19 protein-coding genes are annotated in these 24,838 nt (G+C 54.0%); 14 read left to right on the forward strand and 5 right to left on the reverse strand.

The genetic code is table 11. The features are described 5' to 3' along the window. The 6 genes from msbA to AB7E14_RS03965 all read left to right on the forward strand — a co-directional run. A partial coding sequence (gene msbA, locus AB7E14_RS03940; protein WP_428169335.1) for a lipid A ABC transporter ATP-binding protein/permease MsbA occupies positions 1-1,420 on the forward strand: 1,420 nt, incomplete at its 5' end. Further along, on the forward strand, positions 1,417-2,394 hold the full coding sequence (lpxK, locus tag AB7E14_RS03945; protein WP_316962179.1) for a tetraacyldisaccharide 4'-kinase: 978 nt from the start codon (positions 1,417-1,419) through the stop codon (positions 2,392-2,394). The genes msbA and lpxK, both read left to right, overlap by 4 nt. Positions 2,395-2,435: 41 nt before the next feature. Further along, positions 2,436-3,668, forward strand: a complete 1,233-nt coding sequence (locus AB7E14_RS03950) for a winged helix-turn-helix domain-containing protein (protein ID WP_316962180.1) — start codon at positions 2,436-2,438, stop codon at positions 3,666-3,668. 51 nt (positions 3,669-3,719) lie between these two features. Further along, positions 3,720-3,902: a protein YcaR gene (gene ycaR / locus AB7E14_RS03955; RefSeq protein ID WP_042320194.1), complete on the forward strand. Its 183-nt coding sequence runs from the start codon at positions 3,720-3,722 to the stop codon at positions 3,900-3,902. Continuing rightward, a complete protein-coding gene (gene kdsB, locus AB7E14_RS03960; RefSeq protein ID WP_316962181.1) occupies positions 3,899-4,645 on the forward strand; it encodes a 3-deoxy-manno-octulosonate cytidylyltransferase in 747 nt (248 codons plus the stop codon). Before ycaR ends, kdsB begins: the two co-directional genes overlap by 4 nt. Before the next feature lie 152 nt (positions 4,646-4,797). Beyond that, on the forward strand, positions 4,798-5,691 hold the full coding sequence (locus AB7E14_RS03965) for a YcbJ family phosphotransferase (RefSeq protein ID WP_043001187.1): 894 nt from the start codon (positions 4,798-4,800) through the stop codon (positions 5,689-5,691). Here the strand turns inward: AB7E14_RS03965 and elyC are convergent. Further along, entirely contained in the window at positions 5,668-6,447 is a 780-nt protein-coding gene (gene elyC / locus AB7E14_RS03970; RefSeq protein WP_316962182.1) for an envelope biogenesis factor ElyC, read from the reverse strand. The two genes, AB7E14_RS03965 and elyC, sit on opposite strands and share 24 nt — an antisense overlap. 135 nt (positions 6,448-6,582) lie before the next feature. Here elyC and cmoM point away from each other — a divergent pair, with 135 nt between their 5' ends. From cmoM to AB7E14_RS04005, 7 genes are all read left to right on the forward strand, one after another. Further along, positions 6,583-7,362 (forward strand): tRNA uridine 5-oxyacetic acid(34) methyltransferase CmoM, encoded by a 780-nt coding sequence (gene cmoM, locus AB7E14_RS03975; RefSeq protein WP_187251657.1) that lies wholly within the window; start codon positions 6,583-6,585, stop codon positions 7,360-7,362. Between the two features lie 3 nt (positions 7,363-7,365). Next, on the forward strand, positions 7,366-8,688 hold the full coding sequence (mukF, locus tag AB7E14_RS03980) for a chromosome partition protein MukF (protein WP_428169336.1): 1,323 nt from the start codon (positions 7,366-7,368) through the stop codon (positions 8,686-8,688). After that, positions 8,669-9,373 carry a chromosome partition protein MukE gene (gene mukE, locus AB7E14_RS03985; protein WP_043001183.1) on the forward strand — a complete coding sequence of 235 codons (705 nt, stop codon included), beginning with the start codon at positions 8,669-8,671 and terminating at the stop codon, positions 9,371-9,373. Before mukF ends, mukE begins: the two co-directional genes overlap by 20 nt. After that, complete coding sequence (gene mukB, locus AB7E14_RS03990; RefSeq protein ID WP_043001182.1) at positions 9,373-13,833, forward strand: chromosome partition protein MukB; 4,461 nt, start codon at positions 9,373-9,375, stop codon at positions 13,831-13,833. Before mukE ends, mukB begins: the two co-directional genes overlap by 1 nt. Before the next feature lie 172 nt (positions 13,834-14,005). Beyond that, a complete protein-coding gene (ldtD, locus tag AB7E14_RS03995; protein WP_044256326.1) occupies positions 14,006-15,856 on the forward strand; it encodes a L,D-transpeptidase in 1,851 nt (616 codons plus the stop codon). Between the two features lie 176 nt (positions 15,857-16,032). Beyond that, entirely contained in the window at positions 16,033-16,581 is a 549-nt protein-coding gene (locus AB7E14_RS04000; RefSeq protein ID WP_043001180.1) for a YcbK family protein, read from the forward strand. Positions 16,582-16,600: 19 nt separating this feature from the next. After that, the gene (locus AB7E14_RS04005) at positions 16,601-17,248 is read left to right on the forward strand and encodes an MBL fold metallo-hydrolase (protein WP_044256324.1); all 648 of its coding nucleotides are present in this window, start codon (positions 16,601-16,603) and stop codon (positions 17,246-17,248) included. A gap of 49 nt (positions 17,249-17,297) precedes the next feature. Here AB7E14_RS04005 and aspC read toward each other — a convergent pair whose 3' ends face one another. From aspC to pncB, 4 genes are all read right to left on the reverse strand, one after another. Beyond that, entirely contained in the window at positions 17,298-18,488 is a 1,191-nt protein-coding gene (aspC, locus tag AB7E14_RS04010) for an aspartate transaminase (protein WP_044327011.1), read from the reverse strand. Between the two features lie 183 nt (positions 18,489-18,671). Beyond that, positions 18,672-19,781 carry a porin OmpF gene (gene ompF, locus AB7E14_RS04015; RefSeq protein WP_044256321.1) on the reverse strand — a complete coding sequence of 370 codons (1,110 nt, stop codon included), beginning with the start codon at positions 19,779-19,781 and terminating at the stop codon, positions 18,672-18,674. Positions 19,782-20,382: 601 nt separating this feature from the next. Next, positions 20,383-21,792 carry an asparagine--tRNA ligase gene (asnS, locus tag AB7E14_RS04020; protein WP_316962183.1) on the reverse strand — a complete coding sequence of 470 codons (1,410 nt, stop codon included), beginning with the start codon at positions 21,790-21,792 and terminating at the stop codon, positions 20,383-20,385. Positions 21,793-21,954: 162 nt separating this feature from the next. Further along, positions 21,955-23,157: a nicotinate phosphoribosyltransferase gene (gene pncB / locus AB7E14_RS04025; protein ID WP_216081623.1), complete on the reverse strand. Its 1,203-nt coding sequence runs from the start codon at positions 23,155-23,157 to the stop codon at positions 21,955-21,957. Positions 23,158-23,423: 266 nt separating this feature from the next. Between pncB and pepN the strand changes: the two genes are divergently transcribed. After that, the coding region (gene pepN / locus AB7E14_RS04030; RefSeq protein WP_428169337.1) for an aminopeptidase N at positions 23,424-24,838 on the forward strand (1,415 nt) is incomplete at its 3' end.

Consider the following 24,838-nt stretch of genomic DNA (forward strand, 5'->3'; position numbering starts at 1 on the left):
AATGCCGGTTTCCTTCTTTGACAAACAGTCTACCGGGACGCTGCTGTCTCGTATTACTTATGATTCTGAACAGGTAGCCTCTTCGTCTTCCGGTGCGCTGATTACCGTTGTGCGTGAAGGTGCATCGATTATCGGCCTGTTCATCATGATGTTCTATTACAGCTGGCAGTTGTCGATAATCCTGGTTGTGCTGGCACCTATTGTGTCGATCGCGATTCGCGTAGTCTCCAAACGTTTTCGTGCTATCAGTAAGAATATGCAGAATACGATGGGGCAGGTGACAACCAGCGCGGAGCAGATGCTGAAAGGCCACAAAGAGGTACTGATCTTCGGTGGTCAGGGAGTGGAAACGAAGCGCTTCGACAAAGTCAGTAACAAGATGCGTTTGCAGGGGATGAAGATGGTTTCTGCTTCTTCCATTTCCGATCCTGTCATCCAGTTGATCGCTTCACTGGCGCTGGCGTTTGTGCTGTACGCAGCTAGCTTCCCAAGCGTGATGGACAGCCTGACGGCAGGGACGATCACCGTGGTCTTCTCCTCAATGATCGCCCTGATGCGTCCGTTGAAGTCGTTGACTAACGTTAACGCCCAGTTCCAGCGTGGGATGGCCGCATGCCAGACTTTATTTGCCATCCTGGATAGCGAGCAGGAAAAAGACGAAGGTAAACGTGTGATTGAGCGTGCGACCGGCGATCTGGAATTCCGCAATGTCACCTTTACCTATCCGGGGCGTGAAGTACCGGCGCTGCGTAACATCAACCTGAAAATTCCGGCGGGCAAAACCGTTGCGCTGGTGGGGCGTTCAGGTTCCGGCAAATCAACCATTGCCAGTCTGATCACGCGTTTCTATGACATCAATGAAGGTGAAATCCTGATGGATGGCCACGATCTGCGGGAATACACCCTGGCCTCGTTACGTAATCAGGTCGCGCTGGTGTCGCAAAACGTACATCTGTTCAACGACACGGTGGCGAATAACATCGCCTACGCGCGAACTGAGCAGTATAGCCGTGAGGAGATCGAAGAAGCGGCTCGTATGGCTTATGCCATGGACTTTATCAATAAGATGGATAACGGCCTTGATACGGTGATCGGTGAAAACGGCGTGCTGCTTTCCGGTGGTCAACGTCAACGTATCGCCATTGCGCGTGCTTTACTGCGCGACAGCCCGATTCTGATACTTGATGAAGCCACGTCAGCGCTGGATACCGAATCTGAACGCGCCATTCAGGCGGCGCTGGACGAACTGCAGAAAAACCGCACCTCGCTGGTAATTGCGCACCGTCTTTCAACCATCGAACAGGCCGATGAAATTGTGGTCGTGGAAGATGGGCTGATTGTGGAGCGCGGTACGCACAACGAGCTGCTGGAACACCGTGGCGTTTACGCGCAACTGCACAAAATGCAATTTGGTCAATGATCGCACGCATCTGGTCCGGTGAGTCGCCCTTGTGGCGACTGTTACTCCCACTTTCCTGGCTATACGGCCTGGTGAGCGGGGCGATCCGTCTGTGCTACACGCTCGGGATCAAACGCGCCTGGCGCGCACCGGTGCCGGTGGTGGTGGTCGGTAATTTGACGGCAGGTGGCAATGGCAAAACGCCGGTAGTGATCTGGTTGGTGGAACAACTCCAGCAGCGCGGTCTTCGCGTTGGGGTAGTTTCTCGTGGATATGGCGGCAAAGCCGCGTCCTATCCCTTGCTGCTGAATGCCGAAACCACCACGGCGGAAGCGGGTGATGAGCCGGTGCTGATTTATCAGCGCACCGGCGCGCCAGTTGCCGTGTCGCCCAACCGGGCTGACGCGGTAAAAGCGATTCTGGCGCATCACGATGTGCAGATTATCGTTACTGATGATGGTCTTCAGCACTACCGTCTGGCGCGCGATGTCGAGATTGTGGTGGTTGATGGCGTTCGTCGCTTCGGCAACGGCTGGTGGTTACCGGCAGGTCCGATGCGGGAGCGGGCAGGTCGCCTGAAAACGGTGGATGCGGTTATTGTCAATGGCGGTATTCCACAGGCGGGTGAGATCCCGATGCATCTGGCGCCAGGACAGGCTGTGAACCTGCGTACCGGTGAGCGCCGTGATGTCGCGCAATTGCAAAATGTCGTGGCAATGGCCGGTATTGGTCATCCGCCACGCTTTTTTGCCACGTTAGCGTCCTGTGGCGTACAGCCGCAAAAATGTGTTCCTCTGGCGGATCATCAGGCATTGACTTCGCAGGATATCAACGGCTTACTAAACGGGCCGCAAACGCTGGTCATGACGGAGAAGGACGCCGTGAAGTGCCGCGCCTTTGCCGAAGACAACTGGTGGTATCTTCCTGTCGATGCACATTTATCGGGGACTGAACCTGAGAAATTACTCGAAAAATTGATCTCGCTGACACGTTAGCGCACCACCATGACGGCAGCGTACAAATGAGGGAATCATGAATGTCGTTGCTGTACCTCTCACTTACGGATGCCCGTAACCTTCATCTCGCCGCCCAGGGATTGTTAAAAAAACCACGTCGTCGCGCGTTGGCAAGCGATATCCTGCCGACGATTACCCGTATGTCGCTGCTACAAATCGATACCATCAATATTGTCGCCCGCAGTCCCTACCTTGTGTTGTTCAGTCGACTGGGCAATTACACCCCACAGTGGCTGGATGATGCGTTGGCGCAGGGTGAACTGATGGAGTACTGGGCCCATGAGGCCTGTTTCCTGCCGCGTAGTGATTTTACGCTGATACGCCACCGGATGCTGGCACCTGAAAAAATGGGCTGGAAGTACCAGGCGGCGTGGATGGAAGAGCATGCTGGCGAAATTGAGCAACTGTTGCAGCATATTCATCAAAATGGACCGGTACGCTCGGCTGACTTTGAGCATCCGCGTAAAGGCAACAGCGGCTGGTGGGACTGGAAGCCGCACAAGCTGCATCTGGAAGGGTTGTTTACGGCAGGAAAAGTGATGGTGATTGAGCGTCGCAATTTCCAGCGCGTGTACGATCTCACGCATCGCGTGATGCCACACTGGGATGATGAACGCGATTTGCTACCCCGGGCGCAAGCAGAATCTGTCATGCTGGACAACAGTGCGCGCAGCCTGGGTATTTTTCGTGAGCAGTGGCTGGCAGATTACTACCGCCTGAAACGTCCTGAGTTACAAAACTGGCGCGACGTGCGGGTTGAACAGCAGTACATCATTCCGGTAGAGGTCGAAAAACTTGGTCGGCTGTGGTTGCATGCGGATTTGCTGCCGCTACTTGAACAGGCACAGGCAGGCAAGCTGACAGCGACGCATAGCGCAGTACTGTCGCCGTTTGATCCGGTGGTTTGGGATCGCAAACGTGCGGAGCAACTGTTCGATTTCAGCTATCGGCTGGAGTGCTACACGCCAGCCCCAAAGCGCCAGTATGGTTATTTTGTCCTGCCTTTACTGCACCGGGGTCAGTTGGTGGGGCGGATGGACGCCAAAATGCACCGTAAAACGGGCGTACTGGAAGTGATTTCTCTCTATCTGCAAGAAGGCGTAAAGCCAGGAGTGACGCTGCAAAATGGGCTACAGCAGGCGATAACCGATTTTGCCCGCTGGCAGAATGCCGTTCGCGTGACGCTCGGCCGCTGTCCGGCAGGGATATTTACGCAATGTCGACAGGGGTGGGAAATAGACGCAGTCGCATGAGCGAGTATGATAAGATCTCTGCATTCATTACCCGGTCCATCTGGAGGAACTATGGATCATCGACTGCTTGAAATCGTTGCCTGCCCGGTCTGTAACGGCAAACTCTGGTACAACCAGGAAAAACAAGAACTGATCTGCAAACTGGATAACCTCGCTTTTCCGCTGCGTGATGGCATTCCCGTTTTGCTGGAAACCGAGGCCCGTGTATTAGCGGCTGATGAGCGTAAATCATGAGTTTTGTCGTCATTATTCCTGCCCGCTACGCCTCCACGCGTCTGCCGGGTAAACCGTTGCAGGACATCAACGGTAAACCGATGATTGTGCATGTGCTGGAACGCGCCCGTGAATCCGGCGCTGAGCGTATTATTGTCGCGACCGATCATGAAGAGGTCGCACGCGCCGTTGAAGTGGCGGGTGGAGAAGTGTGCATGACCCGCGTCGATCACCAGTCCGGGACAGAACGTCTGGCTGAAGTGGTTGAGAAGTGTGGTTTCAGTGATGACACCGTGATTGTCAATGTGCAGGGTGATGAGCCGATGATCCCGGCCATCATTATTCGCCAGGTGGCAGAAAACCTGGCGCAGCGTCAGGTTGGAATGGCCACGCTCGCGGTACCGATTCATAGCGCGGAAGAGGCGTTCAATCCGAATGCAGTGAAGGTGGTACTGGATGCCGAAGGCTATGCGCTGTATTTCTCGCGTGCAACGATCCCCTGGGATCGCGATCGTTTTGCGAAAAGTCGCGAGACCGTCGGCGATAATTTCCTGCGCCACCTCGGCATTTACGGCTACCGCGCCGGATTTATCCGCCGCTATGTGAGCTGGGAGCCCAGCCCGCTGGAAAACATCGAGATGCTGGAGCAACTCCGCGTGCTGTGGTACGGCGAAAAAATCCACGTGGCTGTGGCAAAAGAGGTACCTGGCACCGGTGTTGATACCGCAGAAGACCTCGAGCGCGTTCGCGCTGAAATGCGTTAATTTTCTTTACGACACTCCGCTCTTTAGTGAGAGGAGTGTCGTACCGTTACGATTTTCCACGCTTTTTCTTTTCAACAATTGATCTCATCCGGGTGACATCCGTCGGTGTGGCGCTCATTATAAAAGCAGTAGCTTTTATGAGGGCAATCTGAATGGAACAGCTGCGCGCCGAATTAAGTCATTTACTGGGCGAAAAACTGAGCCGCATTGAATGCGTGAATGAAAAAGTCGACACAGCACTGTGGTCGCTTTATGACAGCCAGGGCAACCCAATGCCGCTGATGGCCCAAAGTTTCACCACGCCGGGGGTCGCGCAACAACTGGCCTGGAAAACCACCATGTTAGCGCGTAGCGGCACTGTGCGAATGCCGGTCATTTATGGGGTGATGACTCACGATGAACATCCCGGTCCGGATGTCTTACTGCTGGAACGTCTGCGTGGCGTCCCCGTTGAAGCGCCGGCCCGGACGCCGGAGCGTTGGGAGCAGCTCAAAGATCAGATTGTCGAAGGGTTACTGGCCTGGCACCGCCAGGATAGCCGGGGGTGTGTCGGTGCGGTGGACAATACGCAGGAGAATATCTGGCCTTCCTGGTATCGTCAGCGGGTTGAGGTGCTCTGGAGTACGCTCAATCAGTTCAATAACACCGGGCTAACCATGCAGGATAAGCGCATTCTGTTTCGCACCCGCGAATGTCTGCCCGCGCTGTTTGACGGCTTTAACGACAACTGTGTGCTGGTGCATGGCAATTTCAGTCTGCGCAGCATGTTAAAAGACGCCCGGAGCGACCAGCTTCTGGCGATGGTGGGGCCTGGTATTATGCTCTGGGCACCACGGGAGTACGAACTGTTCCGGCTGGTAGATAACACGCTGGCGGAAGGACTACTCTGGCACTACCTGCAACGCGCGCCAGTGGCGGAATCGTTCATCTGGCGGCGTTGGTTATACGTGTTATGGGATGAAGTGGCGCAACTGGTCAATACCGGGCGCTTTAACCGATCTCATTTTGATCTCGCTGCGAAATCACTCCTGCCCTGGCTCGCCTGACGAGCCTTTCAACCGCTGCCAGACTCTCCCCAGCGTCTCGTAGCTTGCGCGATCGCTATGCATCAACCAGACGGGAGAGGGGATTGCCCGCTCCCACGGATTCAACGGGGAATCGATAGCCAGTTGATTCGCCGGAGCCGGCAGCGGATTTAACCCTGCCTGCTGAAAGAAAATCATTGCTCGTGGCAGATGGGAGGCTGAAGTGACCAGCAGGAATGGCGCGTCGCCGATAGCCTGCTTCACGGCAGCGGCTTCTTCCTCCGTATCCTTAGGCTTGTCGAGCGTGATGATATCTTCTTCCGGCACACCCAACGATTGCGCCACCCGTGCGCCAACTTCTGCCGTACTCACCGGATTGGTTTTGGCATTCGCGCCGGTAAAAATCAGTTTCGAACCCGGGTTAGCCCGCCACAGACGTATTCCCTCATTTAGACGCGGCAAACTGTTGTTGATCAGGTTAGAACTGGGCGCCCACTGCTGGTTCCAGGTATAGCCGCCGCCTAACACGACGATGTATTCAACTTTCTGCGTATCCTGCCAGGTGGGGTAGCTATTTTCTATCGGGCGCAGCAGATGGTCAGCAACGGGTTGCAGGCTGAGCAGGAACAGCGCCAGCCAACTGAGGCTGATAAATACTTTACCGGTTTTCTGAAAACGGCTAAACCACAGCAGTGCCAGACCGATGCCCATCATCAAGAGCAGAAAAGGGAGAGGCAACAGCATGCCGCCAATCACTTTCTTCAGCGTAAAAAGCATCCTTTTTGGTTCCTTTTTTGACCATACAGCAGAAGAATAATCGTGATATTACACCAGAGAGGTTCATTCTCCGCGCGGGTGTGACAAAATAGCGGTTTTATCAGAGAACACCTAAGCCAGCCTGTGGAGAGCCCGATGCGGGATCGCAATTTTGATGACATTGCTGAGAAGTTTTCCCGTAATATTTACGGCACCACAAAAGGGCAGCTAAGGCAGGCGATCCTGTGGCAGGATCTGGACCTTATTCTGGCAGACTTCGGCACGCAACCACTGCGTGTGCTGGACGCTGGCGGCGGTGAAGGACAAACGGCCATTAAAATGGCAGAACGTGGTCATCACGTGACGTTGTGTGACGTCTCCGGTGAGATGATCGCCCGTGCGCAACGGGCGGCAGAAGCCAAAGGTGTGAGCCACAACATGCATTTTATACAATGCGCTGCTCAGGACGTCGCTTCGCATTTGGAAAGCTCCGTTGATCTGATATTGTTTCACGCTGTGCTGGAGTGGGTCGCCGATCCGGTCAGCGTGTTAGAGACCCTTTGGTCGGTATTGCGTCCCGGTGGCGTACTGTCGTTAATGTTCTACAATGCCAACGGCCTGTTGATGCATAACATGGTGGCGGGGAACTTTGACTACGTGCAGATAGGGATGCCCAAACGTAAGAAGCGTACCCTTTCACCAGACTATCCGCGTGAGCCAGGAGAGGTTTACCAGTGGCTGGAACAGATGGGCTGGCAGATCACCGGGAAAACCGGGGTGCGCGTGTTTCATGATTATCTGCGTGAGAAACATCAGCAGCGTGACTGTTATGAGATATTGCTTGAATTAGAAACGCGTTACTGTCGCCTGGAGCCGTATGTCAGCCTGGGTCGTTACATTCACGTCACCGCGCGTAAACCGCAGATGCAAGGATAACCTATGAGTGAATTTTCCCAGACAGTCCCCGAACTGGTTGCCTGGGCCAGAAAAAATGACTTCTCTATCTCGCTGCCGGTAGACCGACTCTCGTTTCTGCTGGCGGTGGCCACGCTGAACGGCGAGCGCCTGGACGGTGAGATGAGTGAAGGCGAACTGGTGGATGCGTTCCGCCATGTAAGTGATGCGTTTGAGCAAACCAGCGAAACCATTGGCGTGCGCGCGAACAATGCGATCAACGATATGGTGCGTCAACGTCTGCTGAACCGCTTTACCAGTGAGCAGGCAGAAGGGAACGCGATTTATCGTTTGACGCCGCTCGGCATTGGCATTACCGATTACTATATTCGCCAACGTGAATTTTCCACGCTGCGTCTGTCAATGCAGTTGTCGATCGTGGCGGGTGAACTCAAGCGCGCAGCGGATGCCGCCGATGAGGGCGGCGATGAGTTCCACTGGCATCGCAACGTCTATGCGCCACTCAAGTATTCGGTCGCTGAGATTTTCGACAGTATCGATCTGACTCAGCGCATCATGGATGAACAGCAGCAGCAGGTGAAAGATGATATCGCGCAACTGCTGAATAAAGACTGGCGCGCGGCGATTTCGAGCTGTGAACTGCTACTGTCAGAAACCTCCGGCACTCTGCGCGAGTTGCAGGATACGCTGGAAGCGGCAGGCGATAAATTGCAGGCCAATTTGCTGCGTATCCAGGATGCGACGCTGGCTCATGACGATCTGCATTTTGTTGATCGCCTGGTGTTTGACCTGCAAAGCAAGCTCGATCGTATTATCAGTTGGGGTCAGCAGTCGATCGATCTGTGGATTGGCTATGACCGCCACGTTCACAAATTTATCCGTACCGCCATCGATATGGATAAAAACCGCGTCTTTGCCCAGCGCTTACGTCAGTCGGTACAGACCTATTTTGACGAGCCGTGGGCGCTGACCTATGCCAACGCCGATCGTCTGCTGGATATGCGTGACGAAGAGATGGCGCTGCGTGATGAAGAGGTCACCGGGGAACTTCCGCCGGATTTAGAGTACGAAGAGTTTAACGAGATCCGCGAACAGCTTGCGGCGATTATCGAAGGCCAACTGGCTATCTATAAATCGAAAGAGACGCCGTTAGATCTCGGTCTGGTAGTGCGCGAGTATCTTGCGCAATACCCGCGTGCGCGTCACTTTGACGTCGCGCGCATTGTTATCGATCAGGCGGTACGTCTTGGCGTAGCGCAAGCAGACTTCACCGGACTGCCAGCCAAATGGCAGCCGATTATTGATTACGGAGCCAAGGTACAGGCGCATGTCATTGACAAATATTGAACAAGTGATGCCGGTTAAGCTGGCGCAGGCGCTGGCGAATCCGTTATTTCCGGCGCTGGATAGCGCATTACGTTCAGGCCGCCACATTGGTCTGGATGAACTGGATAATCATGCCTTTTTGATGGACTTTCAGGACTATCTGGAAGAGTTTTACAGCCGCTATAACGTGGAGCTGATCCGCGCGCCGGAAGGTTTCTTCTACCTGCGTCCGCGTTCAACGACCATTATCCCGCGTTCCGTGTTGTCTGAACTGGACATGATGGTCGGTAAAATTCTCTGCTACCTCTATCTCAGTCCGGAGCGGCTGGCGAACGAGGGGATTTTCACTCAGCAGGAGTTGTACGACGAGCTGCTGACGCTGGCTGACGAAGCCAAACTGTTGAAGCTGGTGAATAACCGCTCAACCGGCTCCGACGTCGACCGCCAGAAGTTACAGGAAAAAATGCGCTCGTCATTAAACCGTCTTCGCCGTTTAGGCATGGTGTGGTTTATGGGGCATGACAGCAGCAAATTCCGCATTACGGAATCGGTGTTCCGCTTTGGCGCGGATGTACGAACGGGTGACGACCCGCGCGAAGCGCAGCGTCGCCTGATCCGCGATGGCGAAGCGATGCCGGTCGAAAACCACCTGCAGCTCAATGATGAGACCGAAGAGAATCAGCCGGACAGTGGAGAAGAAGAATAATGATTGAACGCGGTAAATTTCGCTCACTAACGCTGATTAACTGGAACGGTTTCTTTGCCCGTACCTTTGACCTGGATGAACTGGTTACCACGCTTTCCGGGGGGAATGGCGCGGGGAAATCCACTACCATGGCGGCGTTCGTCACGGCGCTGATCCCGGATTTAACCCTGCTGCACTTTCGTAACACCACGGAAGCAGGCGCGACCAGCGGCTCACGCGACAAAGGTCTGCACGGTAAGCTGAAAGCGGGTGTCTGTTATTCGATGCTCGATACGATCAACTCGCGCCATCAGCGCGTGGTGGTGGGTGTGCGCTTGCAGCAGGTTGCCGGACGCGACCGTAAAGTCGATATCAAACCGTTTGCCATTCAGGGACTGCCGATGTCTGTGCAGCCTACGCAACTGGTGACGGAGACGCTGAACGAACGTCAGGCGCGCGTCCTGCCGTTAACGGAGCTGAAAGAAAAGCTCGACGCGATGGAAGGCGTGCAGTTTAAGCAGTTCAACTCGATCACCGATTACCATTCGCTGATGTTTGATCTGGGCCTCATCGCCCGTCGTCTGCGCTCTGCGTCTGACCGTAGTAAATTCTATCGCCTGATTGAAGCCTCGCTGTACGGTGGGATTTCCAGCGCGATCACCCGGTCTCTGCGCGACTACCTGTTGCCGGAAAACAGCGGGGTGCGTAAGGCGTTCCAGGATATGGAAGCTGCGCTGCGGGAAAACCGCCTGACGCTGGAAGCCATTCGCGTTACCCAGTCCGATCGCGATCTGTTTAAACACCTGATTAGCGAAGCCACCAACTATGTGGCGGCGGACTATATGCGTCACGCCAATGAGCGCCGGATCCACCTCGATAAAGCGCTGGAATTCCGTCGCGAATTGTACACGTCGCGCAAACAACTGGCGGCCGAGCAGTATAAACACGTCGACATGGCGCGTGAGTTGGGCGAGCACAACGGTGCGGAAGGCGATCTCGAAGCAGATTATCAGGCGGCAAGCGATCACCTGAACCTGGTGCAAACCGCGCTACGCCAGCAGGAAAAAATTGAACGTTATGAAGCGGATCTCGACGAGTTGCAGATCCGTCTCGAAGAACAAAATGAAGTGGTCGCAGAAGCCGCCGATCGTCAGGAAGAGAACGAAGCGCGCGCCGAAGCTGCCGAGCTGGAAGTGGATGAGCTGAAAAGCCAACTGGCGGATTACCAGCAGGCGCTGGACGTTCAACAGACCCGCGCCATCCAGTACAACCAGGCGATCTCGGCGCTGGAACGCGCCAGAGCGGTGTGCCATCTGCCGGATCTGACGGCCGATAGCGCCGCCGAGTGGCTGGAAACCTTCCAGGCGAAAGAGCAGGAAGCCACCGAAAAAATGCTCTCGCTGGAACAGAAAATGAGCGTAGCGCAAACCGCGCACAGTCAGTTCGAGCAGGCGTATCAGCTGGTCGTGGCGATCAATGGCCCGCTGGCGCGTAATGAAGCCTGGGACGTGGCGCGCGAACTGCTGCGCGAAGGCGTTGACCAGCGTCACCTGGCGGAACAGGCGCAGTCGCTGCGTATGCGACTGAGCGAACTGGAACAGCGTCTGCGCGAGCAGCAGGAAGCCGAACGTCTGTTGGCGGAATTCTGCAAACGTCAGGGGAAAAATTTCGACATTGACGAACTGGAAGCCCTGCATCAGGAGCTGGAAGCGCGTATCGCCTCGCTGTCTGACAACGTTTCCAGCGCGCATGAACAGCGTATGGCGTTGCGTCAGGAGCAGGAACAGCTACAGTCGCGCATTCAGCATCTCATGCAGCGTGCCCCCGTCTGGCTGGCGGCGCAAAACAGCCTGAGTCAGTTGAGTGAACAGTGCGGTGAAGAGTTTACGTCCAGCCAGGAAGTGACCGAATATCTGCAGCAATTGCTCGAACGAGAGCGTGAAGCGATTGTGGAACGCGACGAAGTCGGCGCGCGCAAGAATGCCGTCGATGAAGAGATCGAACGCTTAAGCCAGCCTGGTGGCTCGGAAGATCAGCGTCTGAACGCGCTGGCGGAACGCTTTGGCGGCGTGCTGCTGTCAGAAATCTATGACGACGTCAGTCTTGAAGATGCGCCGTACTTCTCCGCGTTGTATGGTCCGTCGCGTCACGCCATTGTGGTGCCGGATCTGTCGCTGATCGCTGAACAACTGGAAGGGTTGACGGATTGCCCGGAAGATTTGTATCTGATCGAAGGGGATCCGCAGTCATTTGATGACAGCGTCTTCAGCGTCGACGAACTGGAAAAAGCGGTGGTGGTGAAGATTGCCGATCGCCAGTGGCGCTACTCGCGCTTCCCGTCCGTACCGCTGTTTGGCCGTGCGGCGCGAGAAAACCGTATCGAAACGCTGCATGCCGAGCGTGAAGGATTATCCGAGCGTTTTGCCACGCTCTCTTTTGACGTTCAGAAAACGCAGCGTCTGCATCAGGCGTTCAGCCGCTTCATTGGCAGCCATCTTTCGGTGGCTTTTGAATCCGATCCGGAAGCCGAAATTCGCCAGCTCAACAGCCGTCGCGTTGAGCTGGAACGTGCGTTGACCGCCCACGAAAACGAAAACCAGCAGCAGCGTCTGCAGTACGAACAGGCGAAAGAGGGCGTTGCCGCGCTTAACCGCCTGCTGCCGCGTCTGAATTTGCTGGCTGACGACAGTCTGGCGGATCGCGTCGAAGAGATCCGCGAGCGTCTGGATGAAGCGCAAGAAGCCGCGCGCTTTGTACAGCAGCATGGCAACCAACTGGCGAAACTGGAACCGATGGTGTCGGTGTTGCAGAGCGACCCGGAACAGTTTGAACAACTGAAAGAAGATTACGCGTACTCCCAGCAGACGCAGCGCGATGCGCGTCAGCAGGCGTTTGCGCTGACCGAAGTGGTCCAGCGTCGTGCACACTTCGGCTATTCCGACTCAGCGGAAATGCTCAGCGGCAACAGCGATCTGAACGAAAAACTGCGTGAGCGCCTGGAACATGCGGAAGCTGAACGTACCCGCGCCCGTGAAGCCCTGCGCGGTCATGCGGCGCAACTGAGTCAGTACAATCAGGTTCTGGCTTCGCTGAAAAGCTCTTACGATACCAAGAAAGAGCTGCTTAACGATTTGCAGCGTGAACTGCAGGATATCGGCGTGCGTGCCGACAGCGGAGCGGAAGAGCGTGCGCGCATTCGTCGCGATGAACTGCATTCGCAGCTCAGCAACAACCGTGCGCGGCGTAACCAGCTCGAAAAAGCGCTTACCTTCTGTGAAGCGGAGATGGATAACCTGACCCGCAAACTGCGCAAACTGGAACGCGATTACCACGAAATGCGTGAGCAGGTGGTAACCGCGAAAGCAGGCTGGTGCGCCGTGATGCGACTGGTGAAAGACAGCGGCGTCGAGCGTCGTTTGCATCGTCGCGAGCTGGCCTATCTTTCCGGTGATGATCTGCGCTCCATGTCGGATAAGGCGCTGGGTGCGCTGCGTCTGGCGGTCGCTGATAACGAACATCTGCGAGATGTCCTGCGTCTGTCGGAAGATCCGAAACGTCCGGAACGTAAGATCCAGTTCTTTGTCGCAGTGTATCAGCATCTGCGCGAGCGTATCCGTCAGGATATCATTCGTACCGACGATCCAGTGGAAGCCATCGAACAGATGGAAATCGAGCTGGGCCGCCTGACCGAAGAACTGACCTCCCGTGAACAGAAACTGGCAATCAGCTCACGTAGCGTGGCGAACATTATTCGCAAGACCATCCAGCGTGAGCAGAACCGTATTCGTCAGCTCAACCAGGGGCTGCAAAGCGTGTCGTTCGGTCAGGTTCACAGCGTGCGTCTGAACGTGAACGTGCGTGAAACCCATGCCACGCTGCTGGAAGTGCTGTCTGAACAGCATGAGCAGCATCAGGATCTGTTCAACAGCAACCGCCTGACCTTCTCAGAAGCGCTGGCGAAGCTTTATCAACGCCTGAACCCGCAAATCGACATGGGACAGCGTACGCCGCAAACCATTGGCGAGGAGTTACTGGATTACCGTAACTATCTCGAAATGGAAGTGGAAGTTAACCGTGGTTCTGACGGCTGGCTGCGTGCAGAGTCCGGTGCGCTATCGACCGGTGAAGCGATCGGGACCGGGATGTCGATCCTGGTGATGGTGGTTCAAAGCTGGGAAGATGAAGCGCGCCGTCTGCGCGGGAAAGATATCTCCCCTTGCCGTCTGCTGTTCCTCGATGAAGCCGCCCGTCTGGATGCGCGCTCCATCGCGACGTTGTTTGAGCTGTGTGAGCGTCTGCAGATGCAGCTCATCATCGCGGCGCCGGAAAACATCAGTCCGGAGAAGGGCACCACCTATAAGCTGGTGCGTAAAGTCTTCCAGAATACGGAACACGTTCATGTGGTTGGTCTGCGCGGGTTTGCGCCGCAGTTACCGGATCCTCTCCCCGGCGAGGCTGATGCCCCGTCAGAGGCCAGCTAAAACCTTAAAGACGGCTGAAAAGCCGTCTTTTTCATTTCTTAAACTATGGATTTCAGGTGCATTTTCTTTAAACTTCTTTACATTAGGTTAGGCAATCGCATATCAGCCTTTCTATAATGAAGGAAAGCTCCGGTAGATGTGAGCATGTCGTAATGTAACCAGAGGGCAAGGGATGTTGCTTAATAAAATTGGTGGTCGTCGGTTCTCGGCAATAAGTTTATGCCTGGCCGTAGTATTTGCTCCACTGTCCAGTGTTCAGGCTGATGAGCCTGAAGTGATACCTGGCGACAGCCCTGTCGTTGTCAGTGAACAGAGTCTCGCTCAGCCGCAGGCGCAATCTGGCGCAACGGCGGTGATGGCGGGTCTGCAGCCACTCCCTGAGGGGGCGGCGGAAAAGGCGCGAGCTGAGCTTCAGTCGCAACTTCCTTCAGGCTATACGCCTGTCTATATGAATCAACTTGAACTGCTTTATGCGGCGCGCGATATGAAACCCATGTGGGAAAATCGCGAAGCCGTCAAAGCGTTCCAGCAACAGCTGGCAGAGGTTGCCATTGCGGGCTTCCAGCCTCAGTTCACCACCTGGGTGGCGTTACTGACCGATCCTGCCGTTAACGGCATCGCGCGCGATCTGGTGTTGTCTGATGCGATGATGGGGTATCTCCATCTGATCGCCAATATTCCGGTCAAAGGCAACCGCTGGCTGTACAGCAGTAAACCGTATGCACTGGCGACGCCACCGCTGTCGGTCATCAATCAGTGGCAGGTTGCACTAGATAATGGACAACTTCCGACGTTTATTGCCGGGCTGGCACCTCAGCACCCTCAGTATGCGTCAATGCACGCGTCGTTATTAGCGCTGGTGGGCGATTCACGTCCATGGCCGCAGCTGACCGGCAAAGCAACGCTACGACCGGGTCAGTGGAGCAACGACGTGCCTGCGCTGCGGGAAATACTGCAACGTACCGGGATGCTGGAAGGCGGACCGAAAATTGCGCTGCCGGGAGATGAGACCCCGTCAGAAGCGGTGGTCAGCCCGTCAGCCGTTGCCGTTGAAACCCCGAGCGCTGACACGGCAAAACAGACTGCGCCGCGCAGTAAGCCAGCACCGGCTGTCCGTGCTGCGTATGATAAAGAGCTGGTTGAAGCGGTAAAACGCTTCCAGACGTGGCAAGGGTTGGGCGCAGATGGCGCTATTGGCCCGGCTACCCGCGACTGGCTGAACGTGACCCCCGCGCAGCGTGCAGGGGTACTGGCGCTCAATATCCAGCGTCTGCGTTTGCTTCCATCTGAACTGTCGACGGGTATTATGGTGAATATTCCGGCGTATTCGCTGGTTTATTATCAGAATGGTAATCAGGTGCTGGCGTCCAGGGTAATTGTCGGTCGTCCCGATCGTAAAACGCCGATGATGAGCAGCGCTCTGAATAACGTGGTGGTCAATCCGCCATGGAACGTCCCGCCGACGCTGGCGCGTAAGGACATTCTGCCCAAGCTGTGGAACGATCCTGGCTACCTTGAACGTCACGGCTATACCGTGATGCGGGGCTGGAACAGCAGAGAAGCGATTGATCCGTGGCAGGTTGACTGGTCAACCATCACGCCGTCAAATTTACCGTTCCGTTTCCAGCAGGCGCCGGGAGCGCGTAACTCGTTGGGCCGCTACAAGTTCAATATGCCAAGTTCCGATGCAATTTATCTGCACGACACGCCTAACCATAATTTGTTCCAGAAGGATTCCCGGGCGCTTAGTTCCGGTTGCGTGCGTGTGAACAAGGCTTCTGAACTGGCAAACATGCTGTTACAGGATGCGGGCTGGAACGATACGCGAATTTCCGATGCGCTGAAGCAGGGCGACACGCGCTACGTCAATATTCGTCAGACTATCCCGGTCAACCTGTATTACCTGACGGCGTTTGTTGGCGCGGACGGGCGTACCCAGTATCGTACAGATATTTACAATTATGATCTGACAGCGCGATCCAGCGCACAAATTGTGGCAAAAGCAGAACAATTAATCAGGTAAATGAAGAAGTTCTGGTTAATCTGTTGTCGTAATAATTGGCAGTGACAGGGGCATCGGCCCAGAAGCCCCGTCATTGCTGGGGTTGGGCCAACTTGACGGCGGCTTTGATGCCAGTTAAGGTGCCTATCGTGCGCTAAAGCATATAGACGATAACATTGACCTGTAGACCTTAAACCATGGACAAATTTGACGCTAATCGCCGCAAACTGCTGGCGTTAGGTGGCGCTGCCCTCGGAGCTGCCATCTTGCCTGTGCCTGCGTTTGCCACACTCTCTACCCCGCGTCCGCGTATTTTGACTCTGAGCAACCTCAACACCGGAGAGTCAATTAAAGCGGAATTTTTTGATGGCAGAGCTTATATTCAGGATGAATTAGCCAAACTTAACCATTTTTTCCGTGACTATCGCGCGAATAAGGTGAAGTCCATCGACCCCAGACTCTTCGATCAGCTTTTCCGCCTGCAAGGGCTGTTGGGAACACGTAAGCCCGTTCAACTGATTTCCGGTTATCGTTCACTGGATACCAACAATGAATTGCGTGCGCACAGCCGTGGGGTAGCGAAACAAAGCTATCACACCAAAGGCCAGGCCATGGATTTTCATATTGAAGGCATTTCGTTAAGTAATATTCGCAAAGCTGCGTTATCTATGCGCGCAGGTGGTGTAGGATACTACCCACGCAGTAACTTTGTGCATATTGACACCGGGCCGGCGCGGCACTGGTGATTAACGAAACAGGAGCAGTATGAACTATCGTATTATTCCGGTCACCGCGTTCTCCCAGAACTGTTCTTTGATCTGGTGTGAGCAAACGCGTCTGGCAGCGCTTGTCGATCCCGGCGGCGATGCTGAAAAAATCAAACAGGAAGTGGATGCCAGCGGCATCACGTTGACGCAGATCCTGCTCACTCACGGACACCTCGATCATGTGGGTGCCGCGGCGGAACTGGCGCAACATTACGGTGTACCGGTTATCGGTCCGGAAAAAGAAGATGAGTTCTGGCTGCAGGGTTTGCCTGCGCAAAGTCGCATGTTTGGCCTCGGCGAATGTCAGCCACTGACGCCCGACCGTTGGCTTAACGAAGGAGATCGTGTCAGCGTAGGGAATGTGACTTTACAGGTGTTGCATTGCCCGGGCCATACGCCTGGACACGTCGTTTTCTTCGACGAGCAGTCGCAACTTCTTATCTCAGGCGACGTGATTTTTAAAGGTGGAGTAGGGCGCAGTGATTTCCCGCGCGGCGATCACAGCCAGTTGATTGACTCGATCAAACGTAAGCTGTTGCCATTAGGCGATGACGTGACGTTTATTCCGGGTCATGGCCCGCTGTCGACGCTGGGCTATGAACGGTTGCACAACCCGTTCCTGCAGGATGAAATGCCTGTCTGGTAATCCCCATTAAAAAGCCCGCTTATCGCGGGCTTTGCTTTTATCGCACGTCTTACAGCACGGCAACAATGGCTTCGCACAGCGGCGCCATGTTATCCGGCGTCATTCCGGCAACGTTGACGCGACCAGAAGCCACCGCATAAACGCCAAACTCTTCACGCAGACGCAGAACCTGCTCTTTAGTCAGGCCGCTGAATGAGAACATGCCGTTTTGTTTGATGATGAAGCTGAAATCGCGTTCAGCCCCTTTCTCTTGCAGGGTGTTCACAAACAGCAGACGCATACGCTGGATGCGCTGGCGCATGTCGGTCAGTTCCTGTTCCCAGATTGCGCGCAGCGCATCGTTGCTGAGGATTGTGGCAACCACTGATGCGCCGTGGGCTGGCGGGTTAGAGTAGTTCGCACGAATGGCGGATTTCATCTGGCTGAAGGCACGGTCAACGGTTTCCGCATCTGCCGCAACCAACGTACAGGCACCCACACGTTCGTTGTACAGGCCAAAGTTCTTGGAGTAGGAGCTCGCGACAATCAGCTCTTTGTGCAGCGCGGCGAACGCGCGCAGTCCTTCCGCGTCTTCTTCCAGACCACGGGCGAAGCCCTGATACGCGAAGTCAAATAGCGGCAACCAGCCTTTCTCGACGGAAAGCTGTGCCAGGGTTTGCCACTGCTCAAGCGTAGGATCGATACCGGTTGGGTTATGGCAACAACCGTGGAATAGCACCACATCGCCCGCCTGTGCTTCGCTCAGGCTGTTTCGCAGCGCATCGAAGTCGAGTGAATGGTTTTCTGCGTCGTAATAAGCGTACTCGCGTACTTCCAGCCCGGCGGAGTTAAACACGCTCTTATGGTTCGGCCAGCTTGGGTTGCTCACCCAGACGCGTTTTACTGCCGTATTTTTTGCCAGGAAGTCGGCAGCAACGCGTAGCGCGCCGGTGCCGCCCGGCGTTTGCGCCGTGCGTGCGCGTTTGTCATTGATAAGATGACTACCTTTGCCGAACAGCAGCTCCTGCGTGCAACGGCCAAATTCCGGAATACCGTCAATGCCGAGGTAGTTTTTTGTTGTTTCATTTTCGAGTAAGTATTGCTCGGCTTTTTTAACGCTGGTCAGCACTGGCGTTTTGCCAGTTTCATCTTTATAGACACCGATCCCAAGGTTAATTTTCGAAGGACGGTCATCAGCACGAAACAGATCGGCCAGACCCAGAATGGGGTCGGCAGGGGCGGCAGTAATGTTCTCAAACATGACGAGGTTCCATTGTGGTTACAGAAGGGAAATCCGTTATCAGGTTAACGGTAGATTTACAAAATGCCAACCGTTAGTGATGAAAAGCCTGAAGGTTTTTTGAAGTCGCAAGATTTTGCTGACAGGCATAAAAAAACAGGACCGAAGTCCTGTTTTTTAGGCATTTAGCAAAGGGGTCTGCTATTAGAACTGGTATACGATACCCAGAGCAACGGTGTCGTCAGAGTTCACGCCCAGTTTGTTGTCAGAATCAATCTGGTTGATCTGGTAGTCAACATAGGTGGACATGTTTTTGTTGAAGTAGTAGGTGGCACCCACTTCAATGTAGTTCACCAGATCTTCGCTACCGACACCTTCTACGTCTTTCGCTTTAGATTTGTTGTAGGAGATGGACGGACGCAGGCCGAAATCGAACTGGTACTGAGCGACCACGAAGAAGTCCTGAGTTTTGTTGGCGAAACCACCGCTGATCGGAGTAGCGTTACGGGTTTCACCGTAGTTGGTCGCCAGGTAGATGTTGTTCGCGTCATATTTCAGACCGGTCGCCCACTGCTCAGCTTTTTCGCCACTGCCACGCAGTGCCGGATCTTGCTGTGCATTAGTACGGTCAGCTGCACCGTAAGCACCTACAACAGCGAAGCCTTCGAACTCATAGCTGATGGAGCCGCCAACGCCGTCACCATTAGAACGACGAACATCGCTGAAGTTGGTGCTGGTCGGATCGGTAGCGTCAACTTCGTAGCTGCTTGCGCGCTCGTTTTTGCCCAGGTACTGAACACCGAAGTTCAGGCCATCAACCAGACCGAAGAAGTTAGCGTTACGGTAAGTTGCTACGCCACCAACACGGCCAACGAAGAAGTTATCGCTGTATGCAGTATCACCGCCGAATTCTGGCAGCATATCGGTGTAACCCAGTGCATCGTAAACGATACCGTAGTTACGACCATAGTCGAAGGAGCCCGCGTCACCGAATTTCAGACCGGCGAACGCCAGACGGGTTTTGTTGTTGTTCTGTGCGTCAGAACCGCCTTCAGAGTTGTTACCGGCGAAGTTATATTCCCACTGGCCGTAACCGGTCAGTTGGTCATTGATCTGAGTTTCCCCTTTGAAACCAAGACGAGCATAAGTCTGGTCGCCGTCGTTGCCTTTGTTATCAGAAAAATAGTGCAGACCTACCGCTTTACCGTACAGGTCCAGTTTGTTGCCGTCTTTGTTGTAGATTTCTGCAGCGTTAGCTGCACCGGCTACCAGCAGGGCAGGGATAACCACTGCCAGAATATTGCGCTTCATCATTATTTATTACCCTCATGGTTTTTTTATGACACCTGCCACTGCCGTCAATAAATTACGTCAATAAAAATTTACGGAACTATTGATGAGAGTTTGGTGTCTTTATGTGTCTGACAGGCATCTTTCCATTCAAACTAACGTTTCGCTACCGTGAAAGTGCTACAAAGATAAAGAATTGGTTTCAGAAAGAAAAAATGTGTAACTAATTATTTCATTTTTGGAACTTTGTGAACGATATCAAATTTCGAAACGATTTCAGCACCAGAACACACCACTTATATCTATTTATATGATTTTCTTATCTTTAATTTGAATAAAAGAAAAACAACGTACAGAAAATAGACATTTCCAGTTTTGCTTATGGCATTATCTGGACGTCTGGAATGCTGTTGGATTGTTTAAAAAATGTGCTAATGGGTGAGTAAATACTAATCCGCAAGAAAGCTACGGTTTATTTTTTGTGCAGAAATATTACAACGTAATACCCAGTAACAGGAGTGGGGGATTTCGGGGTTGATCTTAGAATTGCTTACTTATTACTCACAAAAACTGACATTTCAGGCGATAAAAAAGGCCAGCAACGCTGGCCTTTTTGTGAACGATCTTAGAACATCGCATTACGCGGTGTACGCGGGAAGGCAATCACGTCACGAACGTTCTGTACGCCGGTGACGTAGGCGATCAGGCGCTCAAAGCCGAGACCGAAGCCGGAGTGCGGCACGGTACCGTAGCGGCGCAGATCGCGATACCACCAGTAGTCTTCTTTATTGAGACCCATTTCCAGCATGCGCGCATCCAGCACATCCAGACGCTCTTCACGCTGAGAACCACCAATGATTTCACCGATACCCGGTGCCAGAACGTCCATCGCGGCAACGGTTTTTCCATCTTCGTTCAGGCGCATATAGAACGCTTTAATATCTTTCGGATAGTTTTTCACTACCACTGGTGCCTTAAAGTGTTCTTCTGCCAGATAACGTTCGTGCTCGGAGGAGAGATCGACACCCCAGTAAACCGGGTTCTCAAACTTTCTGCCTTTCTTAATGCACTCTTCCAGAATAACGATTGCATCGGTGTAATCTACCTGGGCGAAATCCGCTTCAATGAAACGTTCCAGACGGCTAATCGCCTCTTTATCTACGCGCTCGGCAAAGAACTTCATGTCGTCAGCACGCTCGGTCAGTACGGCTTTGAAGGCATATTTCAGCATGCCTTCCGCCAGGCCGGCGATATCGCTCAGGTTGGCAAACGCCACTTCCGGTTCCAGCATCCAGAACTCCGCCAGGTGACGGCTGGTGTTGGAATTTTCCGCACGGAAAGTCGGGCCGAAGGTATAGATTTTCGACAGCGCACAGGCGTAGGTTTCACCGTTCAACTGGCCGGATACGGTCAGGAAGGACTCTTTACCAAAGAAGTCTTTGTCGAAATCCACTTTGCCCTGATCGTCACGCGGCAGGTTTTCCAGATCCAGCGTCGACACGCGGAACATCTCACCAGCACCTTCGGTATCGGATGCGGTGATCAGCGGAGTGGAAACCCAGAAGAAGCCCTGCTCATCAAAGAAACGGTGCAGCGCCTGGGCCAGCGTGTGGCGAACACGTGCAACGGCACCAATCATGTTGGTACGCGGACGCAGGTGCGCAACTTCACGCAGGTACTCGATGCTGTGACGTTTCGCCGCCATCGGGTAGGTGTCTGGATCTTCAACCCAACCGCTGACTTCAACCTCAGAGGCCTGGATCTCAAAACTCTGTCCTTGTCCCGGAGAGGCCACAACCTTGCCGGTGACGATAACGGAGCAGCCGGTGGTCAGACGCAGCACTTCTTCATTGTAATTGGGCAGAGAATTATTAATGACGGCCTGTACAGGATCAAAGCAGGAACCGTCATAAACGGCGAGGAAGGAGATGCCAGCTTTTGAATCTCGGCGGGTACGTACCCATCCGCGCACGGTGACTTCGCTGTCAACGGCTACGCGGCCCTGGAGTACGTCGGCTACAGGCACAACGCTCATAATATTCTCTCTGTTAATAGTCCGATATATAAACACATGTTCCCCGGAATGGGGATTTCCTATGTTACCTGGCATCTGCAATCAGACAAGTAGAATTAACAGGAAAAGAAAAGAATTCAGAAATAAATGCTAAAAGGGAGCCGAAGCGGCTCCCTGGCAGGATTAACTGGCTTTTTTGATATGCGGTAAATCAAACGCTTTGCGCAATGCGCGAACAAAAGCTTTGTCGTGGCAAATGGTTTTGCCCGGACTGTCAGACAATTTGGCAACCGGTTTACCGTTGCACTCCACCAGTTTGATCACGATGTTAAGCGGCTTAACTTGCGGAATATCGCACGTCAGACGCGTGCCAATACCAAAACTCAACTGCACGCGGGATGAGAAATGCCGGTAAAGATCGACGGCTTTATTCAGATCCAGATTGTCGGAAAAGACCAGCGTTTTGCTGTGCGGGTCGATACCTAACTTTTCATAGTGAGCGATAGCTTTTTCACCCCATTCAACCGGATCGCCAGAGTCATGGCGCAGTCCCTGGTAACGGGTGGCAAATTCGCTGCCAAAATCGCGTAAGAACGCATCCATTGTGATGCAGTCGGTCAGCGCAATACCTAGCTGATCCGGATATTCATTCAGCCATGCGGCGAGAGCGGCGCGTTGACTGGTTGCCAGTTCAGGGCTTATCTGTTGATGCGCCTGGAACCACTCGTGCGCTTGTGTGCCCATCGGGGTTAGCGACAAACGACGCGCCAGATCGTAATTACTGGTGCCAACAAACCACGACTCCTGCTGCAAACGCTTAACGATAGCCTGTTGCACTTCACGGGAAAAACGGCGACGAGTGCCGAAATCCATCAGGTGGAAGCGGGACATATCGAGACTTGACGTTAAAGCAGAGAAATCGACTAGTTTCGTCTCCAGCGTATCGAGGGCCTGCGCGACACCCACTTCTGGTGAGCGATACCGATGGACCAGCTCACTGATCACCGCCAGCAGTGGGACTTCCCACATGATGACTTCACGCCACGGGCCAATTAAGCGGATATTCAGCTTCCCGTTGTCGTTGCTAATGGATACCTGTTGCGGGTTATAGCGAAAATCGCGCAGCCAGTTGAGGTAATCCGCTTTGAAGAAGGGCAGGCCGGAGAGCCACTGGTACTCTTCATCCTGCAGGCGCAGATGCTGCATAGCATTAACCTGCTCGCGAATGGTGTCGGCATAAATACCCAGCAGGTCGTCGCCTCGGCAACGAAATTCAGCCGCTACCTGCACATCATAGTAGTGGTGAAATACGGCTTGCTGCATATGCAACTTATAAGCATCTGTATCCAGCAACGAGTGCAGAACAGGAGAAGCGAATTGTGTCATAGGTGCGCAGTAGCATCCTCTCACGGGAGCGTTTAGTACAATAAACAACTAAGAAAACCGCTGGAGTATACCTTGTTTAGCGATTTATTGAACCCCGATCACACCATAAGCTGACGTTAGGGTCGAGTGCATTTCGTGCCTCGTGTTATAAAAATGTAGCGAAAAGAGTGTTTGTGCCTGAAAAGATAAACATTCTGCGTAGCGCGATTTCCGCAACAGGAATAGACTGGAGTCGAGACTCTTCAAAAGATGCTAAAGGTTTTTTTATGACACAACAGCCACAAGCCAAATACCGCCACGACTACCGTGCGCCGGATTACCAGATTACTGATATTGACTTGACCTTTGACCTGGATGCTGAAAAAACCGTGGTCACGGCAGTGAGCCAGGCTGTTCGTCATGGCGCATCGGATGCCCCGCTGAAACTGGATGGAGAAGATCTGACGCTGGTCTCTCTCCACGTCAACGATGAACCGTGGACCGCTTATAAAGAAGAAGCGGGTGCGCTGGTGATCAGCAATCTGCCCGAGCGTTTTACGCTGCGTATTGTGAATGAAATCAGCCCGGCCCGGAATACCGCGCTGGAAGGCCTGTATCAATCGGGCGATGCACTCTGCACTCAGTGCGAAGCGGAAGGCTTCCGCCATATTACCTGGTATCTCGACCGCCCTGACGTGCTGGCGCGTTTTACCACCAAAATTATTGCCGATAAGAGTCAATATCCGTTCCTGCTCTCCAACGGTAACCGCACCGGCGAGGGGGAACTGGAAAACGGTCGTCACTGGGTTCAGTGGCAGGATCCGTTCCCGAAGCCGTGCTATCTGTTTGCGCTGGTTGCCGGTGATTTCGACGTGCTGCGCGACACCTTTACGACCCGTTCCGGGCGCGAAGTCGCGCTGGAGCTGTACGTGGATCGCGGCAATCTCGACCGTGCACCGTGGGCGATGACCTCGTTACAGAACTCAATGAAGTGGGACGAAGAGCGCTTCGGCCTGGAGTACGATCTCGACATCTATATGATCGTCGCTGTCGACTTCTTTAATATGGGCGCGATGGAGAATAAAGGGCTTAATATCTTTAACTCCAAATATGTGCTGGCGCGTACCGATACCGCCACCGACAAAGACTATCTCGATATTGAGCGCGTGATCGGCCATGAATATTTCCACAACTGGACCGGTAACCGCGTTACCTGCCGCGACTGGTTCCAGTTGAGCCTGAAAGAGGGCTTGACCGTTTTCCGCGATCAGGAGTTCAGTTCGGATCTCGGTTCCCGTGCCGTTAACCGGATCAGCAACGTGCGCACCATGCGCGGCCTGCAGTTTGCAGAAGATGCCAGTCCGATGGCGCATCCGATCCGCCCGGACATGGTCATTGAAATGAACAACTTCTACACCCTGACCGTGTATGAAAAGGGCGCAGAAGTGATTCGCATGATCCACACCCTGCTGGGTGAGACGAATTTCCAGAAAGGGATGCAACTGTACTTTGAACGTCACGACGGCAGCGCGGCGACCTGTGATGACTTCGTCCAGGCCATGGAAGATGCCTCCAACGTCGACCTTTCCCACTTCCGCCGCTGGTACAGCCAGTCCGGCACGCCGATTGTCACCGTCAAAGATGACTACAATCCGGAAACCGAACAATACACGCTGACTCTCAGCCAGCGCACGCCGCCAAC

The sequence above is a fragment of the Citrobacter sp. genome (assembly GCF_050252275.1).
Lineage (GTDB): Bacteria > Pseudomonadota > Gammaproteobacteria > Enterobacterales > Enterobacteriaceae > Citrobacter_A > Citrobacter_A amalonaticus.

Excerpts from the sequence above, each read along its gene's own strand:
- lpxK (WP_316962179.1), top strand. The coding sequence starts at position 1,417 with ATGATCGCACGCATCTGGTCCGGTGAGTCGCCCTTGTGGCGACTGTTA.
- AB7E14_RS03950 (WP_316962180.1), top strand. The coding sequence starts at position 2,436 with ATGTCGTTGCTGTACCTCTCACTTACGGATGCCCGTAACCTTCATCTC.
- ycaR (WP_042320194.1), top strand. The coding sequence starts at position 3,720 with ATGGATCATCGACTGCTTGAAATCGTTGCCTGCCCGGTCTGTAACGGC.
- kdsB (WP_316962181.1), top strand. The coding sequence starts at position 3,899 with ATGAGTTTTGTCGTCATTATTCCTGCCCGCTACGCCTCCACGCGTCTG.
- AB7E14_RS03965 (WP_043001187.1), top strand. The coding sequence starts at position 4,798 with ATGGAACAGCTGCGCGCCGAATTAAGTCATTTACTGGGCGAAAAACTG.
- elyC (WP_316962182.1), bottom strand. The coding sequence starts at position 6,447 with ATGCTTTTTACGCTGAAGAAAGTGATTGGCGGCATGCTGTTGCCTCTC.
- cmoM (WP_187251657.1), top strand. The coding sequence starts at position 6,583 with ATGCGGGATCGCAATTTTGATGACATTGCTGAGAAGTTTTCCCGTAAT.
- mukF (WP_428169336.1), top strand. The coding sequence starts at position 7,366 with ATGAGTGAATTTTCCCAGACAGTCCCCGAACTGGTTGCCTGGGCCAGA.
- mukE (WP_043001183.1), top strand. The coding sequence starts at position 8,669 with ATGTCATTGACAAATATTGAACAAGTGATGCCGGTTAAGCTGGCGCAG.
- mukB (WP_043001182.1), top strand. The coding sequence starts at position 9,373 with ATGATTGAACGCGGTAAATTTCGCTCACTAACGCTGATTAACTGGAAC.
- ldtD (WP_044256326.1), top strand. The coding sequence starts at position 14,006 with ATGTTGCTTAATAAAATTGGTGGTCGTCGGTTCTCGGCAATAAGTTTA.
- AB7E14_RS04000 (WP_043001180.1), top strand. The coding sequence starts at position 16,033 with ATGGACAAATTTGACGCTAATCGCCGCAAACTGCTGGCGTTAGGTGGC.
- AB7E14_RS04005 (WP_044256324.1), top strand. The coding sequence starts at position 16,601 with ATGAACTATCGTATTATTCCGGTCACCGCGTTCTCCCAGAACTGTTCT.
- aspC (WP_044327011.1), bottom strand. The coding sequence starts at position 18,488 with ATGTTTGAGAACATTACTGCCGCCCCTGCCGACCCCATTCTGGGTCTG.
- ompF (WP_044256321.1), bottom strand. The coding sequence starts at position 19,781 with ATGATGAAGCGCAATATTCTGGCAGTGGTTATCCCTGCCCTGCTGGTA.
- asnS (WP_316962183.1), bottom strand. The coding sequence starts at position 21,792 with ATGAGCGTTGTGCCTGTAGCCGACGTACTCCAGGGCCGCGTAGCCGTT.
- pncB (WP_216081623.1), bottom strand. The coding sequence starts at position 23,157 with ATGACACAATTCGCTTCTCCTGTTCTGCACTCGTTGCTGGATACAGAT.